Origin of the sequence: Corynebacterium aurimucosum ATCC 700975 (assembly GCF_000022905.1) — a bacterium.
GTDB classification, from domain to species: Bacteria; Actinomycetota; Actinomycetes; order Mycobacteriales; family Mycobacteriaceae; genus Corynebacterium; species Corynebacterium aurimucosum_F.
Genome location: NC_012590.1, coordinates 669,141 through 688,216 on the forward strand (window position 1 = coordinate 669,141; position 19,076 = coordinate 688,216).

Sequence of the window (19,076 nt, forward strand, 5' to 3'; positions counted from 1 at the left end):
AATCGTTAACTGTTCCACCGTGTCATGGCATCCAGGTTGTTTCAACCAAAAAATCAGCTTGCGGACAGGTTTTGCAGTTAACCGCGTGCTCGCGGAGAGTGTTGTGCAGAGTGCATTCCCATGCCTGAGTGCTGCGGATACTTAGGGTTTTGACGCGGTGTGGGAGCCCGCCAATCTCAAGCAAATAACGAAGCTATAACAACTTCCTGTTGTTGAGCTGGAACTTGTGAGCACGGTGCGCTGCTAGGCTCGTGCGCCATGGCACTCTTTGATGCGCCGCTGCTCTTAGATGGCGGCCTCGGAACCCACCTTGAAGCCCAGGGGCATGACATCTCAGGCCCTCTGTGGTCAGCGCGGGTGCTGCGCGAGAACCCCACGCTGCTCGAATCAGCGCATGCTGACTTCTTCGCCGCCGGCGCTCAGGTGGCCACCACGGCCTCCTACCAAGTCACCTTCGATGTACTTGGCGAGGATGCGGAGGCCCTTCTGCGCCGCAGCGTCGCAGTGGCCCGTGAGGCGGTACGAGTGGCCGTCGACAAGCACACTGCCCACGGTGATCTGCTGGTCGCTGCATCTATTGGCCCTTATGGTGCCGGCCCGGGGAAGGGGACGGACTATGACGGCGCTTATGATCTGCGCCGTGGTGAGCTGCAGCGCTGGCATGCCCGCAGGATAGCGGTACTCGCGGATACGGACGCCGACTTCCTCCTTGCGGAGACCATTCCCAACGTCGATGAGGCCGCTGCACTGCTCGAGCTCCTTAAGGCACAGCCCAAGCCTTTCGCACTGAGCATTACCGGCGCTATCGCGGCTGACCAGGCGAAGCTCTCGCAGGTTATTGAGCTAGCCAACCAGTCATCCCGTCTGGGAGCACTTGGCGTGAACTGCGTGAGCCCTTCGCAGGCGCGCGCGGTCGTCGCAACGCTACGTGCAGGAACCGATAAGCCGCTTCTAGCATGCCCCAACAGTGGTGAAGTCTGGGATTGTACTGCCCACGATTGGCAGCCTGCTCCCGCCGACGCAATGAGCTTGCCCGAGGCGGCGTTGCAGCTTCGCGCCGCAGGAGTCAGCGTGCTGGGTGGCTGTTGCCGCGTGGGCCCTGCGGAGATTCGGCAGTTGCGCAGGGCCATCAGCTAAGCCGTCTGGTCAATGCCGAGACAATCCTGTGGTGCGGGGGATAGAGTGTTCCTATGAAAAAGTTTCCACTCCTCGCCGCAACCGCAGCGCTGTTCATCACCACACTGTCCGTGCCCGCCGCCAACGCTGAGCTGACCCAGACCGAGCGGGATCAATTCCGCACCGATCCCGTCGGGGCAGTTGCCTGGCAAGCCATCAAGGGCTCCTCGGAATACGTGCGCGCCGATGGTAACACCATGATGGCCGCCTCCTTCTTCTCCATGACGCAACCGGGGCAGAGCATTGGCCTGCCTGCACTTCAGAACTGCGCCGAGCGCGTCGGTTCCTCTTCGCCAGCGGGCGGCGTGCGCTACGTCGCGGCTGCCCTGTGCGCAACCTTCGACCCACAATCCCGCGGCGAGGTGCAGCGCGGCGACTTTGGCTACGGGCCACTGGGCTAAGCCGCTCTGTGTTCAGTTGTGCTCTGTTACGCAGTGCATAGCGCCTAAAATCGGGTGGCGTGTGAAGGAGGAATGATGCGCAAACATGTCGTGATCATGGGAGTCTCAAGTTGTGGCAAGTCTACGGTCGGGGAGTTGTTGGCGCAGCACACCGGCCTGCCCTTCCGGGACGGGGATGACATGCACCCGGCGGCGAACATCGAGAAGATGGCTTCGGGGCAGGCGCTTGACGACGATGACCGGAAACCCTGGCTCGAATCCATCGGGCGCTTCCTCGCGGACCAAGAAGATGGAGCCATCGTCGGCTGTTCCGCGCTCAAGCATTCCTACCGCGAACTCATTCGCGCCGCAGCGCCAGATACGGTTTTCGTGCACCTTCACGGCTCTTATGAGCTGCTCAAAGAACGCATGAGTAAGCGCTCCGGGCACTTTATGCCTGTATCCCTGCTTGATTCGCAGTTCGAGACACTGGAGGAACTGCGCCCAGAGGAAGCAGGAGTAGTGCTCGATGTCAGCGCTACTCCGGAGGAGCTTGCCGCTGCGGCGGCGCAGTACCTAGAGAGCTAGCTAAAAGAGCGCGGCGGCACCGTAGAAGATCAGAACAATGCCGAAGCCAATCGAGGAGATCAGCGCCTGGTTGACGGTCCAGGTTCGCAGTGTGGTCGACACATCCATGCCCATGAGCCGGCCGACGAGCCAGAAGCCCGAGTCATTGACGTGGCTACCAAAGACGGAGCCAGCCGCGGTGGCCAGCGTGATGAGGACCAGCTGGATTTCGCTGAAGCCACCAGCTTCGACGGCGGGCGCCATGAGCGCGGCGGCCGTGGTGAGCGCAACGGTGGCTGAACCTTGCGCCAGGCGCAGGGCTACTGCGATGAGGTAGCAGGCCAAGATAACGGGGACGCCGAGGCCGGACATAGAATCCGCGAGGGCATCACCAATGCCGCTGGTACGCAGCACCCCGCCGAACATGCCTCCGGCACCGGTGATGAGGATGACGGAGCAAATTGGGCCGAGCGAAGACTCCATGGTCTTCTCAATGGCGCTTTTGCCTTCCCCGCGGCGCAGGCCCAGCACGGCCATCGCCGCAAGCGTGGTGATGATGAGCGCGATCGGCGTTTGCCCCAGAAAGATGAAGAAGCGCACCCAGGCGGCGGAAGGATCGACAACGCCAGCTGTGCCCAAGGTGGTCAACCCGGTATTGCCAAAGATGAGGACCATGGGGATGAGCAGGATGCTGATTACTGAAGCCGGGGAGGCCGGGCGATCCGGCAATTCGGCATCGCTGACCAGCGCACCGGTTATGGCCTCCTCAAGGCGGTAGGGGTACTTCTTGCCCAAGTGAAGCCCGAAACGGTAGCCGGAGAGATACCACGTGGGCAACGCGATGAGGAGGCCGAAGATAAGGATCAGACCGATGTTCGCGCTGAAGAACTCACCTGCTGCGACGGGGCCTGGGTGCGGTGGCACGAAGACATGCATGACGGAGAAAGCACCGGCCGCAGGAATGCCATAGGCCAAGACTGGGCCGTCCAGGCGCCTGGCGACGGCAAAGATGACCGGCAGCATCACCATGAGGCCTGCGTCGAAGAAGATGGGAAAGCCCATGATGAGGGAAGCCACGCCGAGTGCCAAAGGGGCCTTGGCCTCGCCGAAGAGTTTTACGAGGGCGTCGGCAAGCGTCTTAGCGCCACCGGAGGTCTCTGCCAAGCGCCCGATCATGGCGCCCAAGCCCACCAACAAGGCTACGGAACCGAGAGTTGAACCGAAGCCGCTCGTCATGGTGGGAACCACGCCATCCAGCGGGATTCCCGCGGCCAAAGCGGTGAGCGCGGAGACCGTGACAAGGGTGACGAAGGCGTGCACCTTGAAGTGGATGACGAGGACGAGGATGACGGCGATGGCCGCCACCGCAATTCCCAATAGAGGTCCGGTGCCCAGCGTGGGCTCCCAAGTATCCGTGACATTCATAAATGCTGATTTTACGTGCGCGCTGCGTGGTGATCTAGAGCTCACACACTGTAGTTGTGCGCGTGATCGACGGGGCTAGTTCACGCCGAGGGCCGGGCCCACCGTGGCCCAACTGATGGCCAGCTCGCGGCGGAACAGCCCCCACGTGTGGCGCCCGGCCGGAAGCTCGTAGTAGTCAAGATCAACGCCAGCGGCGGTGGCTCGCTTGGCGTAATAGGCACTGCACCAGTAATCCAAGCGTTCGTTGAGACCCAAGGCGGGGAGTGGTGAGTCTTCAATATCGATATCAAAGTCTGCTGGGCCACCGCGGGAGACGATGACGAAGGTCTTCCGCCCCTTTTGGTGATCGAGGTTGAGAACCGGCGAATGCTGCGCCCACGCCGGATCCCACGGCGCGCCGAAAGAACGAGCTGGGTCCGTACCGTAGAAAGCCGCGCTTACCCATGCGAAGGACTGCGCGAGGATACCTGTGGTCGAAGGGCAGCCGGAGAAGGAACCAGCAACCTTGAACCGCGGATCAAAAGTGGCAAGCTCCAGCGCTGGGCCGCCCGAGTTGCTCACGCCCGCGATGCCGTCGCGGCCGTTGCCGTGAAACTTGGCGTCGATAAGCTGCGGGAGTTCCTTGGTGAGATAGGTGGCCCACTTGTATTTTCCGTGGGTGTCATGGGGCTGCGCCCAGTCGGACATCATCGAGCCATAAGCACCGCGGGGTGATACGACATTCACGTGCTTGTCGCGGAAGAACTCGGAAGCTCCGCCACCGTCCCACCACAGTGCGTCCTCGCCTCCGCCGGCGCCGCCCAGCAGGTAATAGGTCGGGCGAGGCTGAGTATTCTCTAATCCTCCCAGAGGAAGAATGATGTCGTTAGTGATAACGCGGTCCATGGCCGGTGAATAGGCCTTAAGCTCCCACACGTTGTCTTGGATATGCCGCAGCTCGCGCAGTTGTGCCGGTGCGGTGGTCGCGGGTGGGCGCGTAGCTTCTGGTGCGACCGTCGGGATTCTCACTTGCTGAAGTAACCTCCCCCAAGCAGCGAAGATATTATCGGCAAAGAGTACTGGAGCTAGTGGGCCCAGGGCTATGGGATCGAGGGCACTGGAGTGTTGATCGATGTTGGCGATATCGCTGCTCATCGCATCTGGCGCCTGTGCGTGCGCCGGTTGAGCGTGAGTGGGGGAAAGGATCAGCCCCACTGAAAGAAGGCCCGCTAGTGCGGTGCGAGAGAAATGCATTGGTTCACAATAGCCAACTAATTGTGTACCGCGAAATGCCGTCTGCGATATGAGAGCCTCGTGAAAGAGTCGCTGGGCACAATGAAACCCCGACCGCGTATGGCGGTCGGGGTCCTCTCACTCTCTCGTTACCGGACTAAGCGCCGGCGGGCTGCACTCTCTGTGAAGCGGGCGTGGGGTGTTCCTTAGAACAGGCCCTCAGCCTTCTTGCCGGTGTCCTTCACGGTGATCTCGCGGGAGTCAACGTTCTGGTCGTTGTCGGTGGAGTTATCACCCTTCAGGCGGGAAATCTGGGTCACCTCGATGTAGTTCTTCAGGCGGCCTTCCTTGGTGTTGCCGTCGCCGAAGTCCAGGTTGGCAACGCGAGCGCTCTCGCCAGCGTTAATCGGGTTGGCCAGGGTGACCTCGAAGGAGCGGGTGGAGGTCTTCTCATCGAAGCCCAAGTCGCGGATGTGCGCACCGTTGGAGGAACGCGGGGTGATGAGGCGGTCAACGCCCTTCGGGCCCTCAGCGGTCTTAACGTCAACGCGGTACTGAACCGCCGGGAAGTCGCCGTAGTAGCGCTCGGTACCGACGTTCTCCAGGCGGAGAGCAACGGTGCCGGCGAAACCAGCGTGCTTAGCACCGGAGGTGGTCAGAACCGGCTTCAGGTCCAGCTTCTGCTTGGCCTCATCGGTCTTGCCGTTATCAAGGTCCTCCTGGACCTTCTTGTCGGCTTCCTCTTCCTTCTTACCCTCAGCCTCGGACACGGCCTTCTCCTCCGGAGCGACCTCGTTGTCCTTGATGACCTCGGCGTCAGCCTCCGGGGACTTCTCTTCCTCAACAACCTTCGGGTCGTTGACGTCGGTGGTGTTCTGAGCGTCCTTGTTTGGAGCGTAGGAATCAGCGATGTCGTCGTAGAGCTTGACGCGAACCTCGTTCTTCATCGGCTGCATTGCGGACCAGAAGGTCGGGGTGGACCAGGTGCCGTTCGGCTTGCAGTACTGCTGGGTACCGGTCATGTTCAGAACGCGGAAGCCGTAGGTAGCTTCACCGGTGTGGTTCGGCGGAACATCGTACGGGCCGATGGACTGGCCAGCCTCCCAGGACAGGGAGTAGGACGCGGAAGCACCGAGCTTGGTAGCAATCTCGTGGGAGAGGCCGAAGGAGCCCTCGGAGTTCTTGCCGGAACCCTTGCCGCCTGCGTTCATGGAGGTGGTCTCAGTGCGGTCACCGTTGACGGACAGGGTGATGGACTGGGACTTGGACAGGTCCTGCTGCAGCGGGATGTCCTTCTTGGTCTGGTTGGTGGTGGAGATGGTGCCTGCTGGCATGAAGTTATCGGTCACCTTGTAGACCACGGTGCGGTGGTCCTCCCACGGGTTGCAGACCGGGCGCGGGTTGAGCACGTTGGCCTTCATGTGGTCGGAGCCGTGGGACGTGTGAACGATGGGTAGCTTGGCGTTCACGGCCGGGGTCTCCGGGTAGGACTCGGTCTGGGTAGCTGCGGAGGCAGCCGGCGCGATGAGGGCAGTGCCTGCAATCGCGAGGCCGGCGATGAGGCCGGCGGTGCGACGACGCTTGGTCATTGTTGTTCTCCTGGATGAAAATTTTTGGGGCAATGTGGTGACGCACTGCGGTGGCGCTGTAGGAGCGCTGTTGTGCCCAGTGCGTGACGTGTTGCAACGATAAGACGCTTTTCAGGATCGCGCACCCTTAGAATTGTTAATATTTTTACCCATGGAAGTACATTTCGATCGGGTGGGTCTGAAGTGAACATTTCACTAAGAAATTTGCGCCAACCTTGGTTTTGTCCCAGTAGACCGTATTCTGGGAAAACGTCTCTTTGACCGTTCGTTCACAAACTAAAGAATGACCCCATCGAGGGGTGCTTAAGGGGCGCGTCGGGGATGGGCGGCGGGTGGTTTGGCCCTGAGGGGGCAGGGATGTGGGCGCAGCCGTAGGCTTCTGAATTAAGGGATTTCTTAAAGGGGCTGCGTCATTCTTCTTCGATCTCCGGGTCTTCCGAACGGGCTTGCTCGAAGACCTCTGCCGCGGCGCGCAGATTAATGGTGCCGATGATGAGGCCGACTACGATATCCGGCCACGGGCTTGCCCATGCCAGCATGAGAAGGCCGGCGCCAAGAATGAGAATGTTGGCGGCAACATCGTTGCGCGCGGCCAACCAAGCACCGCGCGTGAGCGCGCTGCCGTGACGCAGTTGCAGCAATAACACCGCGCAGAGCAGATTGATGAGCACGGCGGCTACGGCCGTGCCGGAAAGCGTGAGCGGCTCAGGTACGGTGCCAGTGACGATCTTCCATATGGCCATGGCATAGGATGCCACGGCAGGAATCAGGATGAGTCCGGCTAGGCCATAGCTTGCTTTGCGACGCCGAGTCCAACTTATTTTTCTTATGAGCGGTTGTGCATTAGTCGACGATGGTGACGTCGTCCTCGCGGCGGTGCCTTTCGCCGGCGAAGCCACCGAAGGCTGTAATGAGCGCGGTGGCGGCCAGGATGATAATTCCCGGTGTAGAGCTAGGCGTGTCATTGGAGGCGTTCAGCGCGGTAGCGAGGAAAGGTAGCAGTCCCGATACTGCGGAGGCGATATTGGCAGAGATGGCCACCCCGGAATAACGGACGTTAGCCGGGAAGATCTCTGAGAGTAGGACGCCCGACACGGAATAGGTGATTGTAACTAGGGACAGTCCAATGCAAACAGCAAGCGTGAGTAGTACAGCATTGCCGGTATCGATCATCGCCCACAGCGGCCACGCCATGATGGCGGTGGCAAGCGCGCCGTATCCGATAACGCGACCGGGGCCAATCTTTTCGCCGAGGCGGCCGAAGATGATGTTGATAAAGATCTGGCACACAGCGCCGAGGAGGGTGGCGTTCACGACGGTCTGGCGCTCGAAGTCCAGCGTGGTTGTGGCATAGGAGAGGACGTAGGTGCTCATGACGAAGAACCCGCCGATGCCTAGGAAGGCTGCCGCAGAGGCGAGGCATAGTTGTGGGGAGTGTTGTGTGAAAAGCTCCTTCAGAGAGCCTTGGTGCGCGGCTTCGTCTGCCTCGGCCTCCTCTTCGAGTGCTTTGTACACCGGGGATTCCTCAGCCTTCGAGCGAGTCCACAGTGCTACTGCCAGGAAGGGGAAGGCGATGAGGAAGGGAACGCGCCAGCCCCATGAGCTCACCGCGTCATCATCGAGCATGAGTACAAGCGCGAAGGCGCCGGAGGAGAGCAACGTACCGGCGGGGGAGCCGATTTGCACGAAGGCTGCGTAACGGCCGCGCTTTTCTGCCGGCGCGTGTTCGATAGCCATGGTTGTTGCACCACCCCATTCGCCGCCGACGGCGACTCCCTGGAGCAGACGCAGGATGACCAGAGTGATAGGTGCCCAGATGCCAATGCTGTCAAAGGTGGGCAGGAGGCCAATGACTCCGGTGGCTACTCCGATAACGACGATGGAGATGATAAGGGCTGGTCGGCGCCCCATCTTATCGCCAATTTGCCCGAAAATAACCGCGCCGAGTGGGCGGGCGAGGAAGCCTACGCCGAAAGTGGCGAAGGAGGCGAGGGTGGCGCCGGTGCCCGACATTCCAGAGAAGAAGAGTTCGTTGAAGACGAGCGCGGCGGCGGTGCCGAAGAGGAAGAAGTCATACCATTCGAGGGCTGTGCCGACGAATGCGGAACTGGCGATGCGGAAGACGTCCTTTGAGTCGACCTTGATTTCCTCGGCGCCGGATTGGGCCGAGGCGGCCGGCGCTGCATGGGTAGTCATATCGAGGTGCTCCTTATGTGAAATGCATTACCTTTCTATGGAACATTAGGTGCGCGTCACCTTGGGGTGAATGGGGTGGAGAGTTTTCTATGCATTGCCCCACTGGCTGAGTGCTGTGGTTGTGTCTGTGCACAAGTGCTATCGGGCAGTGCGATGGAGTGCTAGCAAAGCTCGCGCGGCATCCTTTGGGCGAGTGATGTCAAGACCGGTGAGCTCGTTGACGTGTCGTAGGCGGTTGAGCACGGTATTGCGGTGGCAGTGCAGCGCTTCCGCGGAATCCTTGATGGACCCGCAGTCCAGGTAGGTGGTGATGGTCAGGTAGAGCGGCGCGTGGTGAAGCCGTAACTCGGCGATTGTCTGGGTGAGCTCCGTCATGCCGCTGGCGGTGAAGTCTGCGAGGGCATCCCCGGCGACGGCCCAGAGTGCATCGGGCGCTTCGGTGAGTTGGTTCAGCGGCCCGGTGGCGTCGAAGATGTGTGGTGCCTGATGCGCAGCCGCGCGCGCTCCGGCTAGTCCGGTGACGTTGCGAAAGAGCACCCCGGAAATATCTGCCAACTCTTTGGTCCTGCGTCCTGCGGAATGGCTGATGGGGCACTGTTCACTGGGCCAAAAGGCCACAAACATCCCGCGCACACCGTGGCCGAAGGCCTTGCCGGAGGAGATGGGTTCGTGGAGAAGCGCGCGCAACTCCACCGCCGCAGTGGGATGGGCCACCACGACATCGAAGTGGCAATCGGCATCCAGGTTGAGCGCGCGGGTGATTTCCGCAATGCCGAGCGTGCCCAGTGATTCGGCCGCAAAGAGCCTTTCCAAATGTCGGGCGTGGGCGCGGTGCACGTCGTGCTGCCCGCGCGCTTCTTCTAGGCGGTAGGCGTCGCGTACCACCAGGTTGTACATCGTCACAACGGAATGCAGCTGGGTCACGTGGTCGATGAGCACTTCCTGGTCCGCGCCGGCGGCCCGGCGTAAATGCTCCCAGAGGACCGTGAAGTCGAGCTGGATGGCGTCGATCAGCGTTGCTAATTCTACGCCCTGGTGTGCGCGCCGCCGACCCAGGCTCTGCGCGTGGGCGCGCAGCTCCTCCTCGTCCATCGCGCCGACCAGCACATCGGAGATGCGAGCGAGGACCTCAAAGGCTGTAAGGCGTAGCTCGTCCGCGCTCACTAGTGAGTCGCCATAGCGCCCTGAGCGGCTAAAGGCGGTGAGGAAATCCTCCACCAGCCGGGGGATGGTGCCCTGGACCTCCGCAACGATATCGTGCCAGCGTTGTTCGTGCATGTGCACAACGCTACACGGTGGTCACTGGTGAATTGCCCTCAATGCGGAGAGATGTATCACTTCTACGTTTAACCTGTGGGGGCAGACACAGCACGCACCGCGTGCAGTTCGTCGGAGAAACAGGAGAACACAGGAGGACGCATGATCACGCGCATCGACAACGCCCACATCCTGACCCAAGACCCTGCGCGGCCAGTCACGGATGCGGTGGCCTTTGCCAACGGGCGCATCCTGGCAGTGGGGCAGGCCGCCCGTGACCTGCCCGCTGACCAGGTGTGCGATGCCGGCGGGCGCACGCTGAGCCCTGGTTTTAATGACGTGCATTCCCACACCGTGTGGTTCGGCCAAACGCTGCTGGAAGTCGACCTCTCCCAGGCCACAACGCCAGAGGATGTCTACTCTGCATTGCACGAGGCCGAGCCCAACCCCGACGGTTGGGTAGTGGCCGCAGGGTTTCGCCCCTCCGGGCTGGATGCGCCGGTGGAGATAGAGCAGCTTGACCGCGTGACCGGCGGGGCTCCGCTGCTGATCAAACACAACTCGGGCCACGCCTACACGGTCAACACCGCGGCCCTGCGCGCGGCGGGCGTCGATCCTGCCAACCCACCCGAGGTGGAAGGTGGGGAGTTTGTTCGCGATGCCGATGGGCACTGCACGGGGCTGCTCGATGAAAACGCCATGCGCGCCATTCAGGAGGTGACGCTGCCCGAATCCGGTGAGGAGATTGCCCGTGCCTTGGAGTTAGCTACGCGCCGGTACCTGGAGCGCGGTCTGACTTCTGTCACGGACGCCGGGGTGGCCGGCGGCTGGATCGGGCACAGCCCGCGCGAGATTGCCGCCTACCAAAACGCCACCCTGCACACCCGCATGCAAGTGATGGTGACCATGGATGTGCTCCACGAGATTTCCGGACACGCCTCCGACGGCCCCGGCTGGGGCCTCGATGGCGGCCTGCGCACCGGCTTCGGTGACGAGTGGCTGCAGGTAGGGCCGGTCAAGATCTTCAGCGATGGCTCCCTGCTGGGGACCACCGCCGCACTGACGGAGAACTACGCCTGCTGCTCCCATCACGGCTATTTTCAGGGGGATCCTGAGCAGATGCGCACCCGCGCGCTGCAAGCGGCGAATTCCGGCTGGTCACTGGCCATCCACGCCATCGGCGATGCGGCGGTGGATTTTGCGATAGAGACGCTGGAGGAGGCCATCGACAAGCATGGCGTGCCCGCCATGCCACACCGCATCGAGCACGGCGGTGTGGTGCGTCTTGACCAGATCGAGCGCCTGCGGGGTAAGCCCATCGTGGTGGTGCCGCAGCCGCTGTTCATCCAGGCCTTCGGTGACGCGATGGCGGATGCTCTCGGCCCGGAGCGCACCGCGTGGAGCTACCCGGGCAAGCGGCTTCTCGACGCCTCCCTCATCCTCCCCGGCAGCTCCGATCAGCCCGTGGCACCCGGCGTGCCGCTGGAGGTCATGCAGGCTTTCGTGGAGCGGCGCACCGCCTCGGGCCGGGACTATGGGCCTAAGGATCGCCTCACCCCTGCGGAGGCTCTCTACGCCTATACCGCAGGTTCGGCCGCGGCGACGGGCTGGGCTGGGCACAAGGGGCAGGTGATGCCGGGGCAGCTGGCGGACTTCGTGCTGCTAACCCAAGACCCTCTGAACACAGATGACCTTTCCACTATCGACGTGGCCGCCACCATTGTGGGCGGCGAGCTGCGCTACGGAAGCCTTTAAGGAGTAGAAATGCGAGCAACCACCAACGAACAATTCCTGGCCGATTTCCAGGCCATGTCCGCCAACGGCGCCACTCCGGGCGGCGGCGTAGAGCGCCAGGCAGCCAGTGCCGGCGATAACCTCAACCGCGCCTGGTTCCACGAGGTCCTGGAATCCCTGGGAGCACGGGTCATCTACGACGAGATTGGGAACCAGTACGGTCTCTTTGAGCTCGTCCCCGGCGCCGAGTACGTGGGCCTGGGCTCGCACCTGGATTCGCAGCCCTTGGCCGGGCGCTTCGACGGTGCCTATGGCGTGTTGGCCGCAGCCCATGCCGCTGGGCGCGTGGCACAGTCGGGGGTCAAGGCGCGCTATAACCTGGCGGTCATCAACTGGTTCAACGAGGAAGGCTCGCGCTTTGCGCCCTCCATGATGGGAAGCTCCGTGTTCGTGGGAACGCTGGCGCTTGATCGCGCCCACTCCGCCACCGACCTTTCTGGCGTCACCGTCGCGCAGGCGCAAGAGGAAGCGGGCTGGTCCCCGCGTGGTGAAGCCCCGAAGCTCGCGGCCTATGCCGAGATCCACGTCGAGCAAGGTAAGGAACTGGAAGCTGCCGGCAACACGATTGGTCTGGTTACCGCCACGTGGGGCGCGAAGAAATTCCAGGCGGTGGTCTCCGGGGAACAAGGCCATACCGGTTCCACGCTGATGGCCGATAGGAAGGACGCGCTCTTCGGCGCCTCGCTCATTATTGCCTCAGTAGAGCGCCTCACCCACGAATTCGATGAAGGGCAGCTGCAGGCCTCGGTCTCGCAGCTAACACTGGAGCCGAACTCGCCGGTGACCATCGCCCGCGAGGTGCGCTTCAACGTGGACGTGCGCTCGCCCTCCACGGAGGTGTTGGACAAAGCCCAAGCGCGCCTGCAGGAGATCATCGCCGAAGCAGAGGAAGAATCCCGCACCTCGGTCGAGCTATCTCCGACGCACGAGTGGGCACTCAACCCCTACCCGGAAGCCGGTGTAGAGCTGGCCCGCGAGGTCGTGGAGGAGCTGGGATACCCGCACCAGGAAATCTACACGGTGGCCGGCCACGATTCGACCAACCTCAAGGAGGTGGTGCCGACGGTCATGCTCTTCATCCCCTCCGTCGACGGCATCTCACACAACGAAAAGGAGTTCACCACCGAGGAGGACTGCGTGGCCGGCCTGGACGTGCTGACGCACGTGGCGCAGCGCCTCGTGGAAAACGGTTGCGGGGAGGACTAGGTACCTAGCGCGGCCGGCGCGCTAGTCCTCATCGCTCCACGGCACATACCCGAAGGCCTTCAGCGCGGTCTCGAACCCACGTTTCATGGTGGTTAACTCTTCCTCGCTGAACTCATAGGTGCGCAGGCGCGCCGGGCCAGTGAGGGGGACGTGGAGCAGGAAGCGACGGCCTTCCTCTGTGATGCTGCACAGGCGGCGGCGCAGGTCCTCCGGATCGTCATCGATGGAAATGAGCTCGTCACGCACTAGGCGCTTGACCGCCTGCCCGATGGTGGCGGGCTGCCATCCCAGCTCCTTGCGCAGTTGCAGGATGGGAATGGGGCTCTTCTTATCAATGAGCCGGAGGAGCGAAAGATGTGAACCGGTGATACCGTATTCGCGGCGTGCTTCGGTATCGAATCGCGCGCGGGCACGCTCGAAGCGGCGGTATTCCGCGATGGTCTCATCGATGAGGTCAAAATCCGTCACATGCTCAAGCCTAAGAGCTCCGGGCTGGTGTCCGCAAATGTTTACAGCGGAAATCCTAGCCAAAAGTGGACGGATCGATGGGGCGTTGCGAACGGGGGAGTTTTTCTACTACGAGGCGGTAGGAATCCGTCACGAGTTCGGCCAGAAGTTCCGAGGTCAGCTGGGGATCTGGGTGCACCGACACCCAATGCCGCTTATTCATGTGGTAGCCGGGCGTGATGAAGGAGTGCTCGCTACGCAGCGCCTCGGCATCCAGAGGTTCGGCTTTGAGAATGGCTTGGTGCTTGCCAGTGACTGCGGTGAGGAGAAGGAAAACCTTACCGCGCACCTTAAACACGTCCCAGTCTGGTCCAAACGGATGCGTCAGCGCGGCGCCGGGGAGTTCCATGGCGCGGTCGGTGGCGCAGGCGTGGAGGTCTAGGACTGCGGTGTTCATGAGGTCCACACTAGGTGAAAACACCGCTGGGCCCCTTTCCCGATTCCTCGGAATAAGGGGCCCAGCGGCGTCTCTATCAAGTCCCTCCAATTATCAGCTACTGGCCGCCCTCTGGAGGGTGAGGGGTTCTCTCTCTCGCATGCGCTCTCTCAAACGCACAACACTGAGTATGGAGGCTAACGCTGGCACCGCCATGAACTCTTCCTGGCAGTTTTCTGCTAGTCACAATTCCTGCTTATTAAAGCGCGCGGGGCGCTTTTCCAGAAAGGCCATGACGCCTTCCTTGTGCCCAGCAGAATCCATTTGCGCGTACTGCGTGGGCTCTTCCCAGGAAAGCTGTTGCTCTAGCTGGCCCAGGGCCGTGCGGTTGATGGCCTCCTTGGCCTTAGCAAGGGCATCGCGCGGCGCGATATGCAGGCGCTGTACTAACTGCAGGGCGGCGGCCAAGGCCTGGCCTCGGGGTGCACTCTTGGCCACGAGCCTTGCAGCCTCCGCTTCCGCGACGCCGAGCTTGTCTTGCAGCAGCGCTAATGCAAGGGCGCGGTGGCGCCCCACGGAGGCGAGGGCGGTGAGGCTCACGCCGCCGTCGGGGATGAGGCCAATCTTGCCGAAAGGCAGCGTGAAATAGGATTCCCCGCCGGCCACGATGAGGTCGCAGGCGAAGGCTAGCGAGGCACCTGCCCCCGCGGCTGCACCTTCGACCGCAGCGATGACTGGGATCTCTGCGGCCTGGATTTCGGTGACGAGCGCGTTGAGCTGGGGCAGCATGGTCGACTCGGCAGGGTTGGGCGCTTCGCCCGCAGCCTGCGCGGCGGCAGCTGCCTGCGCTGCCGCAACGATGTCCGCGCCGGCGCAGAACGCGGTTTCATCGCCGGTGATGATGAGGGCGCGGATGGCGGGGTCAGAGGAAGCGTCGGCAAGCGCGGCGGAGAGCGCTTCGCAGTGTTCCTTGGCAATAGCGTTGCGCCGAGCGGAGTTGTTGATCTGGGCAATGAGGGCGGAGCCTTCGCGGTGGATGAGGATGGCGTCGGTCATGGATTAGTCCTTAACAAGCTCAGTGAGAGAGGAAATGATGCGCGCGGCATCGGCGGAAATGCGAGAGACGATCTCAGAACACGGAGCGACATCGTGGATAAGCCCCTGCGAAGTACCGCAGGTCCATACGCCCGCATCCAAGTCACCGGTCTCGTAGACCGCACGGCCGCGCTTACCGGCGACGAGGTGGCGGATATCCCCGAACTCTGCACCTTGGGCGAGGCGCTCGGCCACCTCATCGCTCACGGCATTCTTGGCCACGCGGGTGGAATTGCGCAGCTCACGGAGGATGAGCTGGGTATCGAGCTCACTGCGCTCCACGATGGCCTGCTTGACGTTCTCATGCACCGGGGCCTCGGTGGAGGCCACGAAGCGGGTGCCCATGTTGATGCCTTCGGCGCCCAGTGCCAGGGCGGCAGCGAGCCCTCTGCCATCCGCGAAGCCGCCCGAGGCGATGATGGGGATGTCGAGTTGATCCGCGGCGGCGGGGATGAGGACGAGGCCCGGGATATCATCCTCGCCAGGGTGGCCGGCGCATTCGAAGCCGTCGATGCTGACGATATCCACGCCGACCTTCTGCGCGCTGAGCGCGTGGCGCACCGAGGTGCACTTGTGGATGACGGTGATGCCAGCATCCTTGAAAGCCGGCATGTGCTCTTTAGGGTTATTGCCAGCAGTTTCTGCGGTCTTCACGCCTTCCTCAATGATGACGTCGCGGTACTCGGCATAGGGTGGTGGGGTGATTGCCGGCAGCATGGTGAGGTTGACGCCGAATGGCTTGTCGGTGAGCTCGCGGGTGCGGCGAATCTCGTGGCGCAAATCCTCCGGGGTGGGCTGGGTGAGCGCGGTGATAACACCGAGGCCTCCGGCATTAGATACAGCAGCGGCGAGCTCTGCGCGGCCGACCCACTGCATGCCGCCTTGGATGATGGGGTGAGTGATGCCGAGCATCTCGGTAACGCGGGTGGAAATCATGAGAGTTGTGCTCCTTCGTGGTGGGAAAGCGAGGTGGGAGTGCTGAATGAGTTTTGAGCTAGATCGGGTGAATGGCTATTCGGAAAAATGGGTTCGCAAGCGGTCCCTGAGGTCGTCGGGCAGGGCAATGGGACGGCGCGCGGAGACGTCGATAAGCACCAGCGTCGCCGTGGCAAACACGCACGAGGTGCCGTCCTGGATGAGTTCGTGGGCGACTTGGTAGGAGGTGGTTCCAATGCGGGAAATCCACACGCGAGCCTCGATGGAATCGGCGTAGGTGAGCTCGGCGTCATACTGGACTTCGAGGGAACGCACCACGTGAGCATAGGAATCGGTGGCGACGGGGCCGGTAAGAGTGGCGGCTGCACGAACGCGCGCCTCCTCAAGGAGGGTGACCACCGTGGCGTTATTGACGTGGGCGTTCGCGTCTTGGTCGGACCATCGCAAAGCGAGGGTTATGGGGATAGCGTTGTCGGGCGCGCGCATTGTTCCTCCTGGGGCGAGCGGGTAGAGTGATGCACATTACTATACCTACGAATTGTGGTTCGTTGCTCGAATCGTGAGGAGAATGCCATGACAGATCTTCTGGGAATCGATGCTCTGCTGAGCGAAGAAGAAAAAGCCACTCGCAACCGCGTCGCCGCATTGGTGGATGAACACATCCGGCCGTATGTGGGGCAGTGGTACGAGGACGCGGTGCTGCCGGAGTCTATCTTTCCGGTGCTGGCGGAGGCTGGTCTGTTCGGAATGCACTTAGAAGGCTATGGCTGCGCCGGGCGCTCCGCAGTTGAATACGGACTAGCCATGCAGGAGCTGGAAGCGGGGGACTCCGGTATCCGCACGGTGGTATCGGTGCAGGGATCGCTAGCGATGTCGGCGATTTATAAGCACGGCTCGGAGGAGCAGAAGCAACAGTGGCTTCCCCAGATGGCCGCCGGCGAGATCATTGGTTGCTTCGGTCTGACGGAGCCCACCGCGGGCTCGGACCCGGCGGGCATGGCGACGATGGCCCGCTATCGCTCCGGCGAATGGGTACTGGATGGTGCGAAGCGCTGGATTGGCCTGGCAAGCGTGGCCGGGGTGGCTATCATCTGGGCCAAGGTTTCTGAGGAGGATGCCGCTACGGCTGGCGTGGAGGCGGGCGTGCGCGGGTTCATCGTGCCGACCTCCACGCCGGGGTTTAAAGCGACGCCAATTACCCGCAAGCTGTCGATGCGCGCTTCTATCCAGTGCGATATTGAACTGGAAGGTGTGGCTGTGCCTGGCGACGCCCTGCTGCCCAAGCACCCTGGCCTTAAGGGACCGTTCATGTGTCTCAACGAGGCGCGCTTCGGCATTAGCTTCGGTGCCTTGGGTGCTGCGCGCGATTCTTTGGAGGTGGCACTGGAGTATGCCAAGGAGCGCAAGCAATTCGACCGCTCGCTGGCGTCCTTCCAGCTCACCCAGCAAAAGCTGGTGGATATGGCGGTGGAGCTGAACAAGGGTCAGCTGCTGGCGCTCAACCTGGGGCGCGCCAAAGACGCGGGCACGCTGGAGCCCTACCAAATTTCGGTGGGCAAGCTGGCCAACTGCCGAACCGCCATTGAGATTTGCCGCCAGGCACGCACCATCCTGGGCGGCAACGGTATCACCGCGGACTTCTCACCGTTGCGCCACGCCGCCAACCTAGAATCAGTGCGCACTTATGAGGGCACGGATGAGATCCACACGCTGATTCTGGGGCGCGTGCTGACGGGGGAGCAGGCGTTTAGTTAGCTTTTGGTGTCCTTCGGCTTCGGGGCGTTCGGATCGATTGGGCGTCCGTCAGCATCCAGATCATTGAGCTCTGCCAGCTCGGTGAAGTCCGCCTGGGCATCGGCGAAGCCTTCCTTCGGATCGATCTCATCGAAGTTGCGGATGGTGCCGTCGCGCTCGTCCTTGAACATGTCCTTGCCGTAGACGACGAGCACCATGATGATGCCGGCAGCGAAGCCCCACGCGGCACCCTGGGTAGCGAGAACGCCAGCGGTGACACCTGCGATGCCAAGATCCTTCTGGTTCTTGGATTCCATGATGCCCACGCGCACCGACACGAAGCCCTGGATGATGAGAGTCAGCGCCAGACCCACCGGCAGGATGGGCTCGACGAAAGAGGTAATCGGCAGCAGCAGAAGGCCCACGTTGGTGCCCCAACGGAAGGAGCCCGCACCGCCGAAGATGGTGCGCATGGCGCGCTTGCCCTGCTTGTAGCGCTCGACGATGACCACGTGCATTGCCGCCCACAGCGGGCCACACATGGCGACGTCCGGACCGATGATGGACATCAGCATGTTGCGGCCGCCAAAGAGCAGGTGTGCACGCGACGGGCTGTACACCACGGCCTCGTCCGTGCGGACGTGGTCGGCTTCCTTCAGCACGGCGTTGGCCTGTAGCACGTCACCGAAGACCACGATGTAGGCGGCTAGCACCGTGGGGATGGCGGTGAGGAACATGTGCGCTGGCGGAAGGCCGATACCGAAGACGGTGTATTCAGACCACAGGGTCATGAAATCTGGTTTGGAGAAGCCCCACTCCACGTCCGGCCACTTAGCCTCACCGGCCAGAGGCGCGACGAAGACCGCGACGAAGATGGCGGGCAGGATGCCTAGCGAAGCCAGGAAGCGCCAGCCGGCAGCCTTCTGCCGCAGTGCCTGGAAGCCGCGCGAGTACATGAGGAAGAAAGCCACGGCCACCGCGATGGTGATGGTGATAGGGAAGGAGTGGAAACGTCCGTCTTCCTGAAACACCGAGATGATCGCTGCAATGCCGGCGCCAAGCACGATGCCGGCGCGCAGACCTGATGGGATGAGGCGAACGACCTTTGACGCCCATCCCGTTATGCCAAGCGTTAGTGAGAATATGCCCAGCATCAGCTGGAAGCTGATCAAGGCCCAGATGCGCTCCTCACCCTCCGGGAAGGTTTGGATGTAGACCGTCAGCAGCGGAATCGCCGGGGTGATCCAGCCCGGGACTACCGGGTCACCCAAGAGGTGGTGGGTCAGGTAGAGAAGGCCGTTGAGCATGACGACGGCCAGCGCCGCCTCGTAGGGCATGCCGAGGGCCTCGGTCATGAGTGGGATAGCGCCCAAGTCGACCACGCACATGAACAGACCTTGCGCGAAGTCCGGCCATTCCATTCGGTAGTGCACGAATGGCAAACGGACATCAAAGGGCCCCATCTTCCAGTGGGGCGAAGCTTGACCGATGCCCTGCTCTTCGGGTTCGGTGGCTTCAGTGGTTTCGGCCATGACGGCCTCCTTTCAAAGAAAAGGGACCAAGCCCTACGGGAGCGAACCACGCAGGGCTTGGTGAGGAAAGGTGAAGTGGTTGAGGTTTAGCTGA

At 62.1% G+C, this 19,076-nt stretch carries 18 protein-coding genes; 6 read left to right on the top strand and 12 right to left on the bottom strand.

The window, feature by feature from the left end:
* Positions 1-258: 258 nt before the first annotated feature.
* From mmuM to CAURI_RS03295, 3 genes are all read left to right on the top strand, one after another.
* A complete protein-coding gene (mmuM, locus tag CAURI_RS03285; protein ID WP_012714888.1) occupies positions 259-1,137 on the top strand; it encodes a homocysteine S-methyltransferase in 879 nt (292 codons plus the stop codon).
* Between the two features lie 53 nt (positions 1,138-1,190).
* On the top strand, positions 1,191-1,577 hold the full coding sequence (locus CAURI_RS03290; protein ID WP_010189276.1) for a hypothetical protein: 387 nt from the start codon (positions 1,191-1,193) through the stop codon (positions 1,575-1,577).
* 75 nt (positions 1,578-1,652) lie between these two features.
* Entirely contained in the window at positions 1,653-2,144 is a 492-nt protein-coding gene (locus CAURI_RS03295) for a gluconokinase (RefSeq protein WP_012714889.1), read from the top strand.
* Here CAURI_RS03295 and CAURI_RS03300 read toward each other — a convergent pair whose 3' ends face one another.
* The 6 genes from CAURI_RS03300 to CAURI_RS03325 form a co-directional block, all read right to left on the bottom strand.
* Positions 2,145-3,548 carry a GntP family permease gene (locus CAURI_RS03300; protein ID WP_012714890.1) on the bottom strand — a complete coding sequence of 468 codons (1,404 nt, stop codon included), beginning with the start codon at positions 3,546-3,548 and terminating at the stop codon, positions 2,145-2,147. It lies immediately after the preceding gene.
* Between the two features lie 75 nt (positions 3,549-3,623).
* Positions 3,624-4,682, bottom strand: coding sequence for an alpha/beta hydrolase (locus CAURI_RS03305; RefSeq protein WP_236660842.1), 1,059 nt, complete (start codon positions 4,680-4,682; stop codon positions 3,624-3,626).
* 284 nt (positions 4,683-4,966) lie between these two features.
* Positions 4,967-6,349, bottom strand: a complete 1,383-nt coding sequence (locus CAURI_RS03310; protein ID WP_010189267.1) for a hypothetical protein — start codon at positions 6,347-6,349, stop codon at positions 4,967-4,969.
* Between the two features lie 410 nt (positions 6,350-6,759).
* Positions 6,760-7,248 (bottom strand): cation efflux transmembrane domain-containing protein, encoded by a 489-nt coding sequence (locus CAURI_RS13970; RefSeq protein WP_338026531.1) that lies wholly within the window; start codon positions 7,246-7,248, stop codon positions 6,760-6,762.
* Positions 7,193-8,545, bottom strand: a complete 1,353-nt coding sequence (locus tag CAURI_RS03320; protein WP_010189265.1) for an MFS transporter — start codon at positions 8,543-8,545, stop codon at positions 7,193-7,195. Before CAURI_RS03320 ends, CAURI_RS13970 begins: the two co-directional genes overlap by 56 nt.
* A gap of 138 nt (positions 8,546-8,683) precedes the next feature.
* Positions 8,684-9,823, bottom strand: coding sequence for a helix-turn-helix domain-containing protein (locus CAURI_RS03325; protein ID WP_010189264.1), 1,140 nt, complete (start codon positions 9,821-9,823; stop codon positions 8,684-8,686).
* A 141-nt stretch (positions 9,824-9,964) separates the two neighbouring features.
* Here CAURI_RS03325 and CAURI_RS03330 point away from each other — a divergent pair, with 141 nt between their 5' ends.
* Positions 9,965-11,557, top strand: a complete 1,593-nt coding sequence (locus tag CAURI_RS03330) for an amidohydrolase (RefSeq protein ID WP_010189262.1) — start codon at positions 9,965-9,967, stop codon at positions 11,555-11,557.
* A gap of 9 nt (positions 11,558-11,566) precedes the next feature.
* Positions 11,567-12,802, top strand: a complete 1,236-nt coding sequence (locus CAURI_RS03335) for a M20 family metallo-hydrolase (protein WP_010189260.1) — start codon at positions 11,567-11,569, stop codon at positions 12,800-12,802.
* A 21-nt stretch (positions 12,803-12,823) separates the two neighbouring features.
* On the opposite strand, the gene CAURI_RS03340 is transcribed toward CAURI_RS03335, so the two are convergent.
* From CAURI_RS03340 to CAURI_RS03360, 5 genes are all read right to left on the bottom strand, one after another.
* Positions 12,824-13,270: a MarR family winged helix-turn-helix transcriptional regulator gene (locus CAURI_RS03340; protein ID WP_010189258.1), complete on the bottom strand. Its 447-nt coding sequence runs from the start codon at positions 13,268-13,270 to the stop codon at positions 12,824-12,826.
* Between the two features lie 55 nt (positions 13,271-13,325).
* A complete protein-coding gene (locus CAURI_RS03345) occupies positions 13,326-13,706 on the bottom strand; it encodes an MmcQ/YjbR family DNA-binding protein (protein ID WP_029158939.1) in 381 nt (126 codons plus the stop codon).
* A 222-nt stretch (positions 13,707-13,928) separates the two neighbouring features.
* Positions 13,929-14,741: an enoyl-CoA hydratase-related protein gene (locus tag CAURI_RS03350; protein WP_010189256.1), complete on the bottom strand. Its 813-nt coding sequence runs from the start codon at positions 14,739-14,741 to the stop codon at positions 13,929-13,931.
* A 3-nt stretch (positions 14,742-14,744) separates the two neighbouring features.
* Positions 14,745-15,716: an NAD(P)H-dependent flavin oxidoreductase gene (locus tag CAURI_RS03355; RefSeq protein ID WP_010189255.1), complete on the bottom strand. Its 972-nt coding sequence runs from the start codon at positions 15,714-15,716 to the stop codon at positions 14,745-14,747.
* A gap of 75 nt (positions 15,717-15,791) precedes the next feature.
* Entirely contained in the window at positions 15,792-16,202 is a 411-nt protein-coding gene (locus CAURI_RS03360) for an acyl-CoA thioesterase (RefSeq protein ID WP_010189254.1), read from the bottom strand.
* 87 nt (positions 16,203-16,289) lie between these two features.
* Between CAURI_RS03360 and CAURI_RS03365 the strand changes: the two genes are divergently transcribed.
* A complete protein-coding gene (locus CAURI_RS03365; protein WP_010189252.1) occupies positions 16,290-17,471 on the top strand; it encodes an acyl-CoA dehydrogenase family protein in 1,182 nt (393 codons plus the stop codon).
* Here CAURI_RS03365 and CAURI_RS03370 read toward each other — a convergent pair.
* The gene (locus CAURI_RS03370; protein WP_010189250.1) at positions 17,468-18,982 is read right to left on the bottom strand and encodes a membrane protein; all 1,515 of its coding nucleotides are present in this window, start codon (positions 18,980-18,982) and stop codon (positions 17,468-17,470) included. The genes CAURI_RS03365 and CAURI_RS03370 overlap by 4 nt on opposite strands.
* Positions 18,983-19,076: the final 94 nt, after the last annotated feature.

Coding starts and splice junctions, on each gene's coding strand:
- CAURI_RS03320 (WP_010189265.1), bottom strand. CDS start 8,545: ATGACTACCCATGCAGCGCCGGCCGCCTCGGCCCAATCCGGCGCCGAG.
- CAURI_RS03325 (WP_010189264.1), bottom strand. CDS start 9,823: ATGCACGAACAACGCTGGCACGATATCGTTGCGGAGGTCCAGGGCACC.
- CAURI_RS03365 (WP_010189252.1), top strand. CDS start 16,290: ATGACAGATCTTCTGGGAATCGATGCTCTGCTGAGCGAAGAAGAAAAA.
- CAURI_RS03345 (WP_029158939.1), bottom strand. CDS start 13,706: ATGAACACCGCAGTCCTAGACCTCCACGCCTGCGCCACCGACCGCGCC.
- CAURI_RS03350 (WP_010189256.1), bottom strand. CDS start 14,741: ATGACCGACGCCATCCTCATCCACCGCGAAGGCTCCGCCCTCATTGCC.
- CAURI_RS03310 (WP_010189267.1), bottom strand. CDS start 6,349: ATGACCAAGCGTCGTCGCACCGCCGGCCTCATCGCCGGCCTCGCGATT.
- CAURI_RS03305 (WP_236660842.1), bottom strand. CDS start 4,682: ATGAGCAGCGATATCGCCAACATCGATCAACACTCCAGTGCCCTCGAT.
- CAURI_RS03335 (WP_010189260.1), top strand. CDS start 11,567: ATGCGAGCAACCACCAACGAACAATTCCTGGCCGATTTCCAGGCCATG.
- CAURI_RS03290 (WP_010189276.1), top strand. CDS start 1,191: ATGAAAAAGTTTCCACTCCTCGCCGCAACCGCAGCGCTGTTCATCACC.
- CAURI_RS03295 (WP_012714889.1), top strand. CDS start 1,653: ATGCGCAAACATGTCGTGATCATGGGAGTCTCAAGTTGTGGCAAGTCT.
- CAURI_RS03370 (WP_010189250.1), bottom strand. CDS start 18,982: ATGGCCGAAACCACTGAAGCCACCGAACCCGAAGAGCAGGGCATCGGT.
- CAURI_RS03300 (WP_012714890.1), bottom strand. CDS start 3,548: ATGAATGTCACGGATACTTGGGAGCCCACGCTGGGCACCGGACCTCTA.
- CAURI_RS03355 (WP_010189255.1), bottom strand. CDS start 15,716: ATGATTTCCACCCGCGTTACCGAGATGCTCGGCATCACTCACCCCATC.
- mmuM (WP_012714888.1), top strand. CDS start 259: ATGGCACTCTTTGATGCGCCGCTGCTCTTAGATGGCGGCCTCGGAACC.
- CAURI_RS03330 (WP_010189262.1), top strand. CDS start 9,965: ATGATCACGCGCATCGACAACGCCCACATCCTGACCCAAGACCCTGCG.
- CAURI_RS03360 (WP_010189254.1), bottom strand. CDS start 16,202: ATGCGCGCGCCCGACAACGCTATCCCCATAACCCTCGCTTTGCGATGG.